Below are 13,999 nucleotides of genomic sequence, written 5' to 3'. Positions count from 1 at the left end.
TCCCGCCAGAGGGCGCGGCACCTTCATGCCCACGCGGCATACCCGCGGGGTCAGATGCCGCGCATCTGGTGGACCTTGAGGGCCAGGGCGAGCTTGAGCCGCAGCTGGGGGTCGGTGGTGAAGGGGCCGAGCATCTTCTCGAGCTTCACGATCCGGTAGCGCAGCGTGTTGTAGTGGAAGAACAGCTGGCGGGCCGTCTCGGCGACGTTCATGTTGGTGTCGATCAGGATCGAGAGCGTGCGGCGCAGGTCGACGTTCTCGGGGGAGTCGTCGGCCGCCAGGCCGCCCAGCGACTCGTCCACGAACCGGCGCAGGTCGGCGCTGTCGGGGATCAGCGCGAGGAGGCGGAAGACCCCGAGGCCGTCGAAGTGGGTGACCGCCGAGTCGCCGTGGAGCTGGCGCCCGACACTCACCGCGCTGAGGGCCTCCTCGTAGGCCTGGGGCAGGTCCGCCACCGAGTCGATCGGCCGCGAGACGCCCGTGGAGAAGGTGCGCCGGCCGCCGCCGCCGATGCCGCTGATCACCCGGACGACCTCGGAGACCGCGCGCATGATGGAGTCGGTGTCCGCGCTCGGGGACACGCCGCACAAGGCGACGACCTCCTGGCTGAACCCCATGACGGGGGCCCGTGGATCGCGCACCGCCATCGCCTGGCTCCACGCCCGCGAGAAGCGTTCCTGCAGGACCCCGACCTCCTCCGGGGAGCGCGTCGAGTGCGCGTCGTCCTCGTCGGTCTCGGCCACGACCACCACGAGCCTGCGGTCGATGTCCCAGCCCAGGGAGGCCGCGTGGGCAACCGCTTCGGTGGGGGAGCCGGCCCGTCCCGACAGGGCGTCGCGCAGGAACTCGGCGCGGTACTTGCTCTCGACCGCCGAGACGGCCTGCTCCTTGGTGATGGCCAGCGCCGCCACGGTCGCTGCCCGCTCCAGCAGGTGGACGTCGTCGGCGGTGAGGGGGCGGTCACCCACGAACGCGGCCAGCAGCCCGTGGTTGAGGTTGCCCGCCGCGATCCGCACCATGGCGCGACGGGCGTTGGCGCCGTGCGCGGGGCGGATGCCGACCGGTTCGTGCTCGGTGATCAGCCGCCCGGTGCGGTCGAAGCAGTCGAGGGCCAGGGCCGCGGCGAGGTCGTCCTCCGAGCCTGCCCTGGCCAGCACGCGACCGTCGCTCGTGGTCACCATCGCGGCGCCACCGAGAAAGCCGGCCAGGCGCTGGCAGAGGTCCTCCAGCCCGCCACCGGCCAGCACGACCCCGACCAGGATCTGGTGGGCCTCCTCGACCCGTTGGAGGATGCCTGACTGCTGGTCCAGCACTGCGCCGAGGACGTCGGTGACCATCCGCTCGGGCGCGGCCGTGGCGGAGGCCAGCACCAGGGGGAGGCCCGTCGCGGCAGCTCGGGTGCGCCAGTCGCGGAGCTGGACGGCGGTGCCGCCGGCGATGGCGATGGCCGTGGCGCCGTCCACCGAGGACTGTTCGAACGGGTCGCGCCCGGCCGCCTCCCACGCCGCGACGGTGTCGGCGTCCGCGCAGACGAGGTGCTGGCGCGGGTCCGGCGCGGCGCCGAGCAGCGAGGCCCGCATCACGCCGCGTGGCGGCTGCTCGGGGTCCTGGAGCAGCTCGGCGCCGGCGAGCGACGGCAGGGCCAACACGGCCTCGAGGCTCACCCCGCCGACGAGGTCGTGGCTGGGCGCCTGGGTCGGGGGGGCCGCTGGCAACTCCGCGTCAACCAGGCTGCCATCCTTGGCAACATTCACCATGAGGCGACTGTAACGGCAGTCGATAGCGTCGCTGCGTCAGTCCGAGGAAACGAGGAACCCGTCCGCGCCGGAGGTCGTTCGTGACAGCGTCCGTGACTGGGCTCGCGTCAGAGCTCGCGACTGGGCCCGAGCCGTTGTGGCCTGCCGCGGTGTCCGAGCGCGCGGTCGCGCTGGTGCACGGGCCGGCTCGCAGGGCGACGGTCCTCGCCACCTTCCCCACGGCGCTGTACCTCCAGGTGGGCAGTCACGCGCGAGTCCTGCCCATCGTCACGCCCGGCGGCCTGCGTCTGCCGACGGCCCTGGCCGTGGCCACGCCGTTGCCCACCGTCGGGTGGGGTGTCCAGCCGGGCGACCACGTCGTCGTGGGCGGCGGAGACGTGCTTCTGCCCTACGTCACGATCCGGGCCGTCCGCAGGTGGAGGCCGCACCCGGTCCACAGCGCGGCGGTCCACCAGGGTCGCGTCGGCGCCCGCCTCTCGTCCCTTCGCCTGGGCTGGCGCACCCCTGCGCGAAGCCTGACCGAGACCCTTGCGAAGGGTGACCGGGACGCCCTCCCGGATCGGGTGCACGCGCTCGTGGGCACGGGCCCCGGCCTGACCCCCAGCGGCGACGACGTCCTGTGCGGCGTGCTTCTCGGCCTGCGCCTGCACCCGCGCGGCTCGGACTCACTGGTGGACCGGTTGTGGCACGCGGTGCTCCCGAGGCTCAGCACCACCACGAGCCTTTCGGCCGCGCTGCTCACCGAGGCGGCCGAGGGGTATGCCGTGGTGCCAGTCGTGCGCCTCACCGAGGCTCTCGCGGGCTTCGACCCCACCGACCCGGCCGCGTCCGGCGAGGTCGACCTGGCCGTCCGGGCGGTGCTCGCCATCGGCCACTCGTCGGGGGCCGACCTGCTGGGCGGGCTCGCGGGCTGCCTCGACGCCCTCGACGCCCTCGACGCCCTCCACCCCCTCGGGGCCCTCTTCCCCCTCGACAGGGTGGACCACACCGATCCGCTCGCCCAGCCCCCAGGACCGGCCATGACCCACAGGAGCCTTCAGTGACCGACCACCTCGAACTGCGCGGCGGGGCCTACTACGACTCAGTCAGCCTGATGCAGGTCTCCCGGCAGGTCGCCGGGGCGCCGGGCGTGGCCGCAGCCCAGGTCGCCATGGCCACCGAGCTCAACCTCGAGGTGATCGGCGGCATGGGGTTCTCGGTGCCGGACAGCGCCCAGCCCAACGACCTCGTCGTCGCGATCCGAGCCGACGGGGAGGACGGCGTCGCCAACGGGTTGGCCGCCCTCGAGACCGCGCTGGCCGCCCTCAAGTCGGCTGGTTCCAGGGCCGGTGGCTTCGGCGAAGCGCCGGCGCCGCGCACGCTCGGCCGGGCCGTCGCCGTCGGAGGGGCCAACCTCGCCCTGGTCTCCGTCCCGGGGCAGTACGCCGGCGTCGAAGCCTTCGACGCCATCGACCGGGGCGTCTCGGTGATGCTCTTCTCCGACAACGTGCCGGTCGAGGACGAGGTGCGGCTCAAGGACGCCGCGGCCGCCCGCGACGTGCTCGTGATGGGTCCGGACTGCGGGACTGCCGTGGTCGGCGGGGTCGCGCTCGGCTTCGCCAACGTCGTCGAGCGGGGACCGGTTGGCATCGTGGCGGCCTCGGGCACGGGCGCGCAGCAGGTGATGGCGTTGCTCGATGCCGCCGGTGTGGGGGTGAGCCACTGCCTCGGGGTCGGGGGGCGCGACCTCTCGGCTGCCGTGGGTGGGCGTTCCACGAGGCAGGCGCTCGCGGCGCTCGCCGCGGACGCAGCAACCGAGTCGATCATCGTCGTCTCCAAGCCGCCCGCCGCCGAGGTGCTCGCCGACCTCGAGGGGTATGCCGCGGGGCTGGGCAAGCCGGTCCACTGGGCGACGCTCGGGGCAGGTCGCCCCGACCTGACGGCGGCCGTTGACGCCTTCCTCCGTGAGTCCGGGCGGGACGTTCCGACCTGGCCCTCGTGGCAGCCCCTCCTCGACCCCGAGTCCTTGCAGGACCCGACGGGTCCCGGCACGTCGGATCCCGCGAAGACCGATGGGGCGGGGGCGCAGGCGGGGGAAGCGCCGAGTGGAAGGTATCTGCGCGGTTTGTTCTGTGGAGGCACCTTGGCGGACGAGGCGATGCTGGTCGCGAGCGGTGAGCTCGGCGGCATACGGTCAAACATCCCGCTCGCCCCTGAGCTGGCGCTCGACGCGGGCCTGCGGGCCGACGACCACGTCGTGATCGACTTCGGCGACGACGGGCTGACCCGGGGCAGGGCTCACCCGATGATCGACCCGACCTTGCGGCTGGAACGGATCGCGGCGGAGGGAGAGGACCCCCACTGCGGAGTGCTCCTGCTCGACCTGGTCCTGGGTCATGGTGCCCATCCCGCCCCGGGGCCCGAGCTGGCCGGAGCGATTCGTCGTGCTCGTGAGGCGGCGCGGGCCGGCGGGCGCGAGCTGCCGGTGGTGGTCTCGCTCACCGGCACCCGCGGCGACCCCCAGGACGTCGGCGTCACGGCTGCGGCACTCTCCGAGGCCGGCGCATCGGTCCACCTGTCCAACGCCGAAGCCACCAGGACGGCCCTGTCGCTCCTGTCCGACGCCGACCCCACCGGAGGATCCAGATGACCGCGACTCTGCACGGGCTGCTCGGCGCGGACCCGGTGCTCGCCACGGCCGGCGCCTCGATGTTCGCCGACGCCCTGCGCGACCAGGCGGTCGTCGTGACCGAGACGGACTGGCAGCCGCCGCTCGACGGGACGGCACCCCACCTCGGCATCGTCCTGGGGGACGCGCGCCGCACCGCTGCGAACGCCCTTGCGCTGCAACGGATGACCGCCGCCGGGGCGGACTTCGTCGACGTGCGTCCGGCCCAGGAGGCGCTGGGGCTCGAGCGCGGGACGTTCCTGCACGCGGGTCCTCCGATCGAGTGGGACCGCGCGTCCGGCCCGCTCAAGGGCGCCCTCATCGGCGCGATGCTCTTCGAGGGGATGGCCGACACGGCCGAGGCGGCGGAGGCCGCCCTGGCCCGCGGTGACGTCCAGCTCGAGCCGTGCCACCACCGCGACGCCGTGGGTCCGATGGCCGGCGTGATCTCACCCTCGATGTGGGTCTACGAGCTGCGCGACGAAGTTCACGACCACACGTCCTGGTGCTCGCTCAACGAGGGACTGGGCAAGGTGTTGCGCTACGGCGCCTTCGGCCCCGAGGTCATCGACCGGCTGCACTGGATGAACTCCGTCCTGGGGCCGTTGCTGCAGCAGGCGATCCGCGCCGCCGGACCCATCGACGTCAAGTCGATCATCGCCCAGATGCTCCAGATGGGCGACGAGGGCCACAACCGCAACCGCGCTGGCTCGCTGATGCTGCTGCGCGAGCTGCTCCCCTCGCTCATCGTCGCCGACGGGTCGTCGACCGACATCGCCGAGGCGGTGCGCTTCTCGGGTGCCAACGAGCACTTCTTCCTCAACCTTGGTATGCCGGCCTGCAAGCTCTCGACGCTGGCGGCGGAAGGGATTCCGGGCTCCACGGTCGTCACCACCATGGCCCGCAACGGGACCGACTTCGGCATCCGGACCGCCGGCACCGGGGCTCAGTGGTTCACGGGCCCGGCCAACACCCCAGAGGGCCTGTTCCTGGGCTCCTACGGACCGGACGACGCCAACCCAGACATCGGCGACTCGGCGATCACCGAGACCGCGGGCATCGGCGGTTTCGCGATGGCGGCCGCCCCGGCCATCGTGCGTTTCGTCGGCGGCGACGTGCCGCTCGCCCTGCGGGCCACGCGCACGATGTACGAGATCACCGTCGGCGAGCACACGGCATATCAGGTGCCCATCCTGGAGTTCCGCGGGACGCCGACCGGGATCGACGTCGCCGCTGTGGCCCGCACCGGGATCCTGCCCCAGATCAACACCGGCATGGCCGGTCGCGTGGCGGGGACCGGCCAGGTGGGCGCCGGGCTGGTGACGCCACCGGCCGAGTGCTTCACCCAGGCGATCGCCGCCCTCGCGGCCCAGGCGCAGTCCTGAGGCCCGGTGATTCGTCGGCGATTCGTGGTCGCCGACGGAGGTGAGGCGGCGGCGTGGCAGGATACGGGCTCGTGACGGCACGCATCCTCGACGGCAAAGCGGTCCTGGCGACCATCAAGGACGAGCTCCGCGGACGGGTCGACGTGCTGCGCGAGCACGGCGTCGTGCCAGGGCTCGGCACCGTGCTCGTGGGCGATGACCCAGGCAGCCGGTGGTACGTCAACGCCAAGCACCAGGACTGCGCTGAGATCGGGCTCACCAGCATTCGTCGCGACCTGCCCTCGACCGCCACGCAGGCCGAGGTCGAGGCCGTCATCGACGAGCTCAACGCCGACCCGGAGTGCACGGGGTTCCTCGTGCAGCAGCCGACCGGGCTCGACGAGTTCGCCCTGCTGTCCCGGGTCGACCCGACCAAGGACGTCGACGGGCTGCACCCCACCAACCTGGGCTGGCTCGTCCTGGGCAAGCCGGCGCCGCTGCCCTGCACCCCCGCCGGCTGCATCGAGCTGCTGCGCAGGTTCGACGTGCCGATTGCCGGCGCACGGGTGGCCCTGGTCGGTCGCGGGATCACCGTGGGTCGCCCGCTCGGGCTGATGCTCACCCGACGCAGCGAGAACGCCACGGTCGTCCTGTGCCACACCGGCACCCGCGACCTCGCCTCCGAGGTGCGCCAGGCCGACATCGTCGTCGCCGCAGCCGGCCAGCCCGGGCTCATCACGGCCGACATGGTCAAGCCCGGAGCCGCGGTGCTCGACGTCGGCGTCAGCCGGATCATCGCCGAGGACGGCAGGTCCAAGGTCGCCGGAGATGTCGCTGACGACGTGGCCGAGGTGGCCGGGTGGGTCAGCCCGAACCCCGGAGGCGTGGGTCCGATGACCCGCGCCATGTTGCTGTCCAACATCGTGGCAGCCGCCGAGCGTCAGCTCGTCGAGACCTCGGCCTGACCCGGATGACCGCGCCGCGCCTGGGCTGGTGGTGGGTCGCCGCCCCGGTGCTCCTGCTCGGCGTGGTCCTGTTCCTTCTCGACGAGGTTCGCCCGGCCGGCTACGTGATCGCGGGCGGCCTCGGCTTGGCCGCGTTGCTGCGGCTGGTGCTCCCCACCGCGCGCAGCGGTGGCCTTGCCGTCCGATCGCGAGGCGTCGACGTGGCAACCATGGCGGTCCTCGGGGTGGCGTTGGCGTTCATCACGTCGGTGCTCGACCTGCGTCCCCGCGGCTGACTGCGGGACTTGTTGCCACCTGGTGGTCATCCTGGCGTGGGATCGGGTCTGCGTGACGATCTCCCGGCACCAAGTGCGGGGCGCGCGGGACTTGTTGCCACCTGGTGGTCATCAGGGGCCGGGATCTGGCCTGCGTGACGATCTCCCGGCACCAAGTGCGGGGCGCGCGGGACTTGTTGCCACCTGGTGGTCATCCGGGGGCGGGGATCGGGCCCCGGTGACGATCTCCCGGCACCAAGTGCGGGGCGCGCGGGACTTGTTGCCACCTGGTGGTCATCCGGGGGCGGGGATCGGGCCCCGGTGACGATCTCCCGGCACCCAGTCGGCGTGCGGCGCGCGCGGGACTTGTTGCCACCTGGTGGTCATCAGGGGCGGGGATCGGGCCCCGGTGACGATCTCCCGGCACCAAGTGCGGGGCGCGCGGGACTTGTTGCCACCTGGTGGTCATCAGGGGCSGGGATCTGGCCTGCGTGACGATCTCCCGGCACCAAGTGCGGGGCGCGCGGGACTTGTTGCCACCTGGYGGTCATCAGGGGCGGGGATCGGGCCTGCGTGACGATCTCCCGGCACCCAGTGCGGTCGGCAGCGACGTGAAAGCGGCCGCCCCCAGCAGGGGACGGCCGCTTCGAGGTATGCGCGTGACCGGCTCAGCCGAGCAGGCCCAGACCGCGCACCGCCTCGCGCTCCTCCTCGAGCTCCTTGACGGAGGCGTCGATCCGGGCGCGGGAGAAGTCGTTGATCTCCAGGCCCTGCACGATCTGCCAGTCGCCGTTGCTCGTGGTGACGGGGAAGGAAGAGATGAGGCCCTCGGGGACGCCGTAGGAGCCGTCGGAGCGCACCGACATCGAGACCCAGTCGCCCTCTGCCGTGCCGAGGGCCCAGTCGCGGGCGTGGTCGACCGTCGCCGACGCGGCCGAGGCGGCGGAGGAGGCGCCCCGGGCGTCGATGATCGCAGCGCCGCGCTTGGCGACCGTGGGGATGTACGTGTCGGCCAGCCACGCCTCGTCGTTGATGAGCTCGGCGGCGTTCCGCCCCCCCACCTCCGCGTGGAACAGGTCGGGGTACTGCGTGGCGGAGTGGTTGCCCCAGATCGTCATGTGGGTGATGTCGGTGACCACGGCACCGGTCTTGGCAGCCAGCTGGCTGATCGCGCGGTTGTGGTCCAGGCGGGTCAGCGCCGAGAACCGCTCCTGCGGGATGTCGGGCGCGTTGCTCATGGCGATGAGGGCGTTCGTGTTGGCCGGGTTGCCAGTCACCGTCACGCGGATGTCATCTGCCGCAACGGAGTTCAGCGCCTTGCCCTGGGGGGCGAAGATGCCGCCGTTCGCCTCGAGCAGGTCGCCGCGCTCCATGCCCGGACCGCGGGGACGAGCTCCCACCAGCAGGGCGTGGTTGACGCCGTCGAAGACCTTCTCGGCGTTGTCGCCGATCTCGACCTTGGCCAGCGTCGGGAAGGCGCAGTCGTCGAGCTCCATGACGACACCCTCGAGCGCCTTGAGCGCCGGGGTGATCTCGAGCAGGCGCAGCTCGACGGGGGTGTCCGGGCCGAAGAGCGAACCGCTCGCGATCCGGAAGAGGAGGCTGTAGCCGATCTGGCCGGCGGCGCCGGTGACGGCGACCTTGACGGAGGCAGTGCTCACGGTGGGACCCTTCGCGTCTCTGGTGGGGTGACTGCCGTCGACGCTAGCAGGCGCCGCGCAGCACGCAGCCGGGTGGTTAGGGTCGTCTCATGCCGACTCCTGACTTCATCCTGGCGCTGCGTGAGCGGGTCGGCACGCACTCTCTCTTCCTGACGGGCGTCAGTGCGGTGGTGCGCAACTCGCAGGGGGAGGTCCTGCTCGCGCGCCGCGTCGACAACGGCCAGTGGGCCCTCGTCAGCGGCATCCTCGAACCGGGGGAGCAGCCCGCCGAGGGGTTGCGTCGCGAGATCGAGGAGGAGACCGGGGTGGTGGCCACCATCGACGACCTGACCGGCGTCTGGACCCTGCCTCCGCAGGAGTACCCGAACGGCGATCGCGCCCAGTACCTCGACCTCTGCTTCACCGCGACGTACGTGTCCGGGCAGGCCCGGGTCAACGACGACGAGTCGCTCGACGTCGGCTGGTTCGCGCCGGACGACCTCCCCGAGATGATGGAGCGCTCGCGGGTGCGCCTCGAGCGCGCCCTCGCGTTCCGCGGTCACGCCTGGTTCGAGGGTTCGGATGCTCCCACCGGCCGGTATGCCGCCGCGCCCGCTGACGGTGGTCCGCTCCACGACGCTGGAACGCCGGCTCTCGCAACCTTTGCGGCAGCCGGCCGCCAGGTCGTGCTGCGACGGGCCACCGTCGCGGACGTGGGCGCGGTCGTCGCCCTGATCGCCGACGACCACCTCGCCGCGGGCCGGGAGGACCCCGGCGACCTCGCGGCATACCTGCGGGCGTTTGCGGTGATCGACGCGGACCCGGCGCAGCTGCTCGTGGTCCTGGACGACGGAGGCGTCGTGGTGGGCACGATGCAGGTGAGCTTCATCCCCGGGCTGTCGCGCGGTGGCGCGCTGCGGGGGCAGGTCGAAGCCGTGCGGGTCGCGGACAGCCACCGCGGCCAGCGGCTGGGGGAGCAGATGATCCGGTGGGCGGTGGCCGAGGCAGCCCGCCGCGGCTGCGCCCTCGTCCAGCTCACGACCGACAAGAGGCGCGCCGACGCCCACCGGTTCTACGAGCGGTTGGGGTTCACCGCGTCGCACGAAGGGTTCAAGATGACGCTGAGGGGCGACGAGGCCACCACCACCGAGGAGCAGCGATGAGCGGAAGCGGCACGAAGGACGACCCCTGGGCACTGAAGACGCCCCCCGGGACGGGTGACTACGCGATGTACCGCGACGACGACGCGGACCCGGCCCAGCTGGTTTGCCAGGTGGGCTCGACCAAGCTGCTCTACGACGCGCGGGTGGTCGAGGATCTCCATGCCTGGCTGCGCGAGCAGGGTGACTGGGTGCCGCTGGGCAGCGCCGACGAGCAGAAGCCTGCCAAGGACGGCACCGTCGAGGAGTGGGGCCGCTCGGAGTCCAACCCGGTCGGCGGGTGGTACGGCCTGCGCAAGGGTTACCGCGGCCGGGTCGGCATGTACCTGCCGCCCCTGCTCGAGGAGCTCGGGCTCGCCGAGGTCGAGCACAACCCGCGCAACAACCGGATGCGGGCCATCTGAGGCAGCGCACCCTTCGTCGGTCGTCGCCCGGTCGCCGGCTGCGAGCGGGTCAGGCGACCGGGCGCAGGCGCAGCACCGGGATGACCCGGCTCGTCTTGGTCTCGTAGTTGCCGAAGCCGGGTCGTTCAGCCACGATTCGTGGCCACTGCTCGGCGCGATCGGCCGGGCTGAGCTCCTCCGCGTCGACGCTGAACGTCCGGGTGCCGACCTCCACCTCGAACCGCGGGTTGGCGAGGACGTTGTGGTACCAGTCCGGGTTGGTCGGCGCGCCGCCCTTGGACGCCACGACGAGCATCGAGCCGTCGTCCTGCGGGAAGTAGACCAGCGGCGTCACCCGCACCGTGCCGCTCCTGGCACCGATGTGGTGCAGCAGGATCATCGGCGCGCCCTGGAAGTACCCACCGACCTTCCCATCGTTGGCGCGGAACTCCGCGATCACGCCTTCGTTCCAGTCGCTCATGTCCGGTGCAACCCCTCGGCGCGGCATCCGATTCCGCGCGGAGTCACGCCAGGGAGGCGAGGGCCTCGTTGAAGGTGGCCGACGGGCGCATCACTGCCACGGTCCTCGCCTCGTCGGGCCGGTAGTAGCCCCCGATGTCGGCGGGGTGTCCCTGCACACCTAGGAGCTCGTCGTTGATCGTCGCCTCGTTGGCGGCAAGGGACTGCGCCACCTCCGCGAACGACGCGGCGAGCTCTGCGTCCTGGGTCTGGGTGGCCAGCTCGTGGGCCCAGAAGAGTGCGAGGTAGAAGTGGCTGCCACGGTTGTCGATCTGACCGACCTTGCGGGCCGGGCCCTTGTTCTCGTTGAGCAGCCGCTCGGTCGCCCGGTCCAGGGCCTCGCCGAGCACCTCGGCGCGAGCGTTGTCGGTGCTCGTCGCCATGTGCCGCAGGCTCTCCGCGAGGGCCAGGAACTCGCCGAGGCTGTCCCAGCGCAGGTAGTTCTCCTGGACCAGCTGCTGGACGTGCTTGGGGGCCGAGCCCCCTGCACCGGTCTCGAAGAGGCCACCGCCGTTCATCAGCGGCACGACCGACAGCATCTTGGCGCTGGTGCCGAGCTCGAGGATCGGGAACAGGTCGGTGTTGTAGTCGCGGAGCACGTTGCCGGTGACCGAGATGGTGTCCTCGCCCTTGCGGATCCGCTCGACCGACAGCGTGGCGGCGTCGACCGGGTTCAGGATCTGGAGGTCCAGGCCGTCGGTGTCGTGGTCGGCGAGGTAGGTGGTGACCTTCTCGATCAGGTTGCGGTCGTGGGCGCGGGTCTCGTCTAGCCAGAAGACGGCGGGCGTCCTGGAGGCGCGGGCGCGGGTGACGGCGAGCTTGACCCAGTCCCGGATGGGGGCGTCCTTGGTCTGGCAGGCGCGCCAGATGTCGCCCGGTGTCACCTCGTGCTCCATCAGCACGTCGCCGGCGGCGTTGACGACCTGGACCGTGCCGGCCTCGGCGATCTCGAAGGTCTTGTCGTGGCTGCCGTACTCCTCGGCCTTCTGGGCCATCAGGCCGACGTTGGGCACCGAGCCCATCGTGGTCGGGTCGTAGGCGCCGTGCGCGCGGCAGTCGTCGATGACGGCCTGGTAGACGCCCGCGTACGAGCTGTCGGGGATGACCGCGAGGGTGTCGGCCTCGGCGCCGTCCGGGCCCCACATGTGGCCGGACGTGCGGATCATGGCCGGCATGGACGCGTCCACGATGACGTCGCTGGGCACGTGCAGGTTGGTGATCCCCTTGTCGGAGTTGACCATCGCCAGTCGTGGGCCGTCGGCGAGGCCCTTGTCGATCGCGGCCTTGATCTCGGCGCCCTTGTCGCCCAGGGCGCCCAGGCCGTCGATGATCGAGCCGAGGCCGTTGTTGGCTGACAGCCCGGCCGCAGCGAGGTCCGCTCCGTAGGTCGCGAAGACGTCGGGCAGGAACGCCCGCACCACGTGGCCGAAGATGATGGGGTCGGAGACCTTCATCATCGTGGCCTTCAGGTGCACCGAGAAGAGAACGTCGTCGGCCTTGGCGCGGGCGATCTGCTCGGTGAGGAAGGAGTCGAGGGCGGCGACGCGCATGACGGTGGAGTCGACGACCTCGCCCTCGAGAACCGTGAGCCCTCCCTTGAGGACCGTCGTGCCGTTGTCCGTGACGAGCTGGATGGTGAGGGTGTCGTCCTTCGGGAGGACCACGGACTGCTCGTTGGAGCGGAAGTCGTCGAAGCCCATCGTCGCGACGTTCGTCGCCGAGTCGGGGCTCCACGCACCCATCGAGTGGGGATGCTTGCGAGCGTAGTTCTTCACCGCGGAAGGAGCCCGACGGTCGGAGTTCCCTTCGCGCAGAACGGGGTTCACCGCACTGCCCTTGACGCTGTCGTAGCGGGCACGCGCGTCGCGCTGCTCGTCGGTGGTCGGTTCGTCGGGGTAGTCCGGAAGGGCGTAGCCCTTGGCCTGCAGCTCGGCGACGGCAGCCTTGAGCTGCGGCACCGAGGCCGAGATGTTGGGCAGCTTGATGATGTTCGCCTCTGGCGTCGTGGCCAGCTCGCCCAGCTCGGCCAGGGCGTCGCCGATCCGCTGGTCCTCGGGGAGCAGGTCGTCGAACGCCGCGATGATGCGTCCCGACAGTGAGATGTCGCGCGTCTCCACGTCGACCCCGGCGGTCCCTGCGAACGCCTCGATCACCGGGAGGAAGGAGTAGGTCGCCAGCATCGGCGCCTCGTCGGTCAGGGTGTAGATTATCTTGGCCATGGAGGCGACTCTCTCCTGAGGTGGTCTGGATGTCGAAGCGGTGCGGAGACGACCTTCAGGCTATCGGCCCTTCGAACTGTCGTCCCTCGACCTCGCCCACAGTATCTTGATATCAAGATACTCGCGCAACCGGCCAGGTGGTGGACCCGTCAGGTGGTGGGCTTCAGGTCGTCCGGGTCGACGACCCCGGTGATGTCCTCGTCGCGGCGGTCGACGCCGGTCACCAGGTGGTAGGTGGCTCCTGCGATCGCCGCACCGACGACGGGCGCCAGCCAGAAGGCCCACAGCTGGCCCGGGGCGCCGTTGCCGTTGAAGAAGGCGACGGCGGTGGACCGTGCAGGGTTGACCGAGGTGTTGCTGATCGGGATCGAGATCAGGTGGATGAGGGTGAGCGCCAGCCCGATGGCGATGGGGGCGAAGCCGGTCGGCGCACGGTCGTCGGTGGCGCCGAGGATGACGTAGAGGAAGAAGGCGGTCAGGATCGCCTCGGCGCACAGCACGGCGACGAGGGTGTACCCGCCGGGGGAGTGGTCGCCGTAGCCGTTGGCGGCGAGGTTGCCCGTGGCGTCGAACCCGGAGACTCCGCGCGCGATACCCCACAGGGCCAGGCCGGCCACGAGTCCCCCGACGACCTGCGAGCCGACGTAGGCCGGAACGTCCCGCCACGGGAAGCGCCTGGCGACGGCGATGCCGACCGTCACAGCGGGGTTGAAGTGCGCCCCCGACACGTGCCCCACGGCATACGCCATCGTGAGGACGGTGAGACCGAAGGCGAGGGCAACGCCCAGGAACCCGATGCCGACCTGGACGCCCTGACCGGACACGACGTTGGGGGCGAGGTACTTCGCCGAGAAGATGGCGCTGCCACAGCCGCCGAAGACGAGCCAGAAGGTGCCCAGTGCCTCTGCGCCGAGGCGCGAGGTCAGTGCCGGTGTGCGCATGTAGCTCCCCTTGGTGCGGCGGATGGTGCGACCGGTGGGCCCCCGTGGCCCCTTGCCGGGACCACTCTGCCGCACCGTCGCGTTTTGCACACGCGCGACACCCGGATCCGCCGACACCGCGGGCCCGCCTCCGGTCGTCCGTCCCGCCGA

12 protein-coding genes are annotated in these 13,999 nt (G+C 71.5%); 7 read left to right on the top strand and 5 right to left on the bottom strand.

The window, feature by feature from the left end; genetic code table 11:
* Positions 1 to 50: 50 nt before the first annotated feature.
* On the bottom strand, positions 51 to 1,757 hold the full coding sequence (locus AC1DS4_RS06335) for a PucR family transcriptional regulator (RefSeq protein ID WP_477633592.1): 1,707 nt from the start codon (positions 1,755 to 1,757) through the stop codon (positions 51 to 53).
* A 149-nt stretch (positions 1,758 to 1,906) separates the two neighbouring features.
* Between AC1DS4_RS06335 and AC1DS4_RS06330 the strand changes: the two genes are divergently transcribed.
* From AC1DS4_RS06330 to AC1DS4_RS06310, 5 genes are all read left to right on the top strand, one after another.
* Positions 1,907 to 2,800, top strand: coding sequence for an oxamate carbamoyltransferase subunit AllH family protein (locus AC1DS4_RS06330; protein WP_477624934.1), 894 nt, complete (start codon positions 1,907 to 1,909; stop codon positions 2,798 to 2,800).
* On the top strand, positions 2,797 to 4,386 hold the full coding sequence (locus AC1DS4_RS06325) for an FdrA family protein (RefSeq protein ID WP_477624935.1): 1,590 nt from the start codon (positions 2,797 to 2,799) through the stop codon (positions 4,384 to 4,386). The genes AC1DS4_RS06330 and AC1DS4_RS06325 overlap by 4 nt, the downstream gene beginning before the upstream one ends.
* On the top strand, positions 4,383 to 5,789 hold the full coding sequence (locus tag AC1DS4_RS06320) for a YlbE family protein (RefSeq protein ID WP_477614850.1): 1,407 nt from the start codon (positions 4,383 to 4,385) through the stop codon (positions 5,787 to 5,789). Before AC1DS4_RS06325 ends, AC1DS4_RS06320 begins: the two co-directional genes overlap by 4 nt.
* A gap of 71 nt (positions 5,790 to 5,860) precedes the next feature.
* Positions 5,861 to 6,733, top strand: a complete 873-nt coding sequence (locus tag AC1DS4_RS06315) for a bifunctional methylenetetrahydrofolate dehydrogenase/methenyltetrahydrofolate cyclohydrolase (RefSeq protein WP_477614851.1) — start codon at positions 5,861 to 5,863, stop codon at positions 6,731 to 6,733.
* Positions 6,734 to 6,738: 5 nt separating this feature from the next.
* A complete protein-coding gene (locus AC1DS4_RS06310; RefSeq protein WP_477614852.1) occupies positions 6,739 to 7,008 on the top strand; it encodes a DUF3017 domain-containing protein in 270 nt (89 codons plus the stop codon).
* Between the two features lie 647 nt (positions 7,009 to 7,655).
* Here the strand turns inward: AC1DS4_RS06310 and AC1DS4_RS06305 are convergent.
* Positions 7,656 to 8,648, bottom strand: a complete 993-nt coding sequence (locus AC1DS4_RS06305) for a malate dehydrogenase (RefSeq protein WP_477633621.1) — start codon at positions 8,646 to 8,648, stop codon at positions 7,656 to 7,658.
* 89 nt (positions 8,649 to 8,737) lie between these two features.
* Between AC1DS4_RS06305 and AC1DS4_RS06300 the strand changes: the two genes are divergently transcribed.
* Positions 8,738 to 9,790 (top strand): GNAT family N-acetyltransferase, encoded by a 1,053-nt coding sequence (locus tag AC1DS4_RS06300; RefSeq protein WP_477633620.1) that lies wholly within the window; start codon positions 8,738 to 8,740, stop codon positions 9,788 to 9,790.
* Positions 9,787 to 10,191: a DUF6855 family protein gene (locus AC1DS4_RS06295; protein WP_477633619.1), complete on the top strand. Its 405-nt coding sequence runs from the start codon at positions 9,787 to 9,789 to the stop codon at positions 10,189 to 10,191. The genes AC1DS4_RS06300 and AC1DS4_RS06295 overlap by 4 nt, the downstream gene beginning before the upstream one ends.
* A 49-nt stretch (positions 10,192 to 10,240) precedes the next feature.
* On the opposite strand, the gene AC1DS4_RS06290 is transcribed toward AC1DS4_RS06295, so the two are convergent.
* The 3 genes from AC1DS4_RS06290 to aqpZ form a co-directional block, all read right to left on the bottom strand.
* Complete coding sequence (locus AC1DS4_RS06290) at positions 10,241 to 10,651, bottom strand: nitroreductase family deazaflavin-dependent oxidoreductase (protein WP_477633618.1); 411 nt, start codon at positions 10,649 to 10,651, stop codon at positions 10,241 to 10,243.
* 43 nt (positions 10,652 to 10,694) lie between these two features.
* The gene (locus AC1DS4_RS06285) at positions 10,695 to 12,908 is read right to left on the bottom strand and encodes an NADP-dependent isocitrate dehydrogenase (protein ID WP_477633617.1); all 2,214 of its coding nucleotides are present in this window, start codon (positions 12,906 to 12,908) and stop codon (positions 10,695 to 10,697) included.
* Positions 12,909 to 13,057: 149 nt separating this feature from the next.
* A complete protein-coding gene (gene aqpZ, locus AC1DS4_RS06280) occupies positions 13,058 to 13,849 on the bottom strand; it encodes an aquaporin Z (RefSeq protein ID WP_477624939.1) in 792 nt (263 codons plus the stop codon).
* Positions 13,850 to 13,999 lie beyond the last annotated feature (150 nt).

Source organism: Pedococcus sp. P3_C7 (assembly GCF_056402615.1).
This window is presented reverse-complemented; position numbering and strand designations above follow the sequence as displayed.

What these genes read in the sequence shown, in the direction of transcription:
- AC1DS4_RS06335 (WP_477633592.1), bottom strand. Translation starts at nt 1,757, where the DNA reads ATGGTGAATGTTGCCAAGGATGGCAGCCTGGTTGACGCGGAGTTGCCA.
- AC1DS4_RS06320 (WP_477614850.1), top strand. Translation starts at nt 4,383, where the DNA reads ATGACCGCGACTCTGCACGGGCTGCTCGGCGCGGACCCGGTGCTCGCC.
- AC1DS4_RS06310 (WP_477614852.1), top strand. Translation starts at nt 6,739, where the DNA reads ATGACCGCGCCGCGCCTGGGCTGGTGGTGGGTCGCCGCCCCGGTGCTC.
- AC1DS4_RS06300 (WP_477633620.1), top strand. Translation starts at nt 8,738, where the DNA reads ATGCCGACTCCTGACTTCATCCTGGCGCTGCGTGAGCGGGTCGGCACG.
- AC1DS4_RS06295 (WP_477633619.1), top strand. Translation starts at nt 9,787, where the DNA reads ATGAGCGGAAGCGGCACGAAGGACGACCCCTGGGCACTGAAGACGCCC.
- AC1DS4_RS06290 (WP_477633618.1), bottom strand. Translation starts at nt 10,651, where the DNA reads ATGAGCGACTGGAACGAAGGCGTGATCGCGGAGTTCCGCGCCAACGAT.
- AC1DS4_RS06285 (WP_477633617.1), bottom strand. Translation starts at nt 12,908, where the DNA reads ATGGCCAAGATAATCTACACCCTGACCGACGAGGCGCCGATGCTGGCG.
- aqpZ (WP_477624939.1), bottom strand. Translation starts at nt 13,849, where the DNA reads ATGCGCACACCGGCACTGACCTCGCGCCTCGGCGCAGAGGCACTGGGC.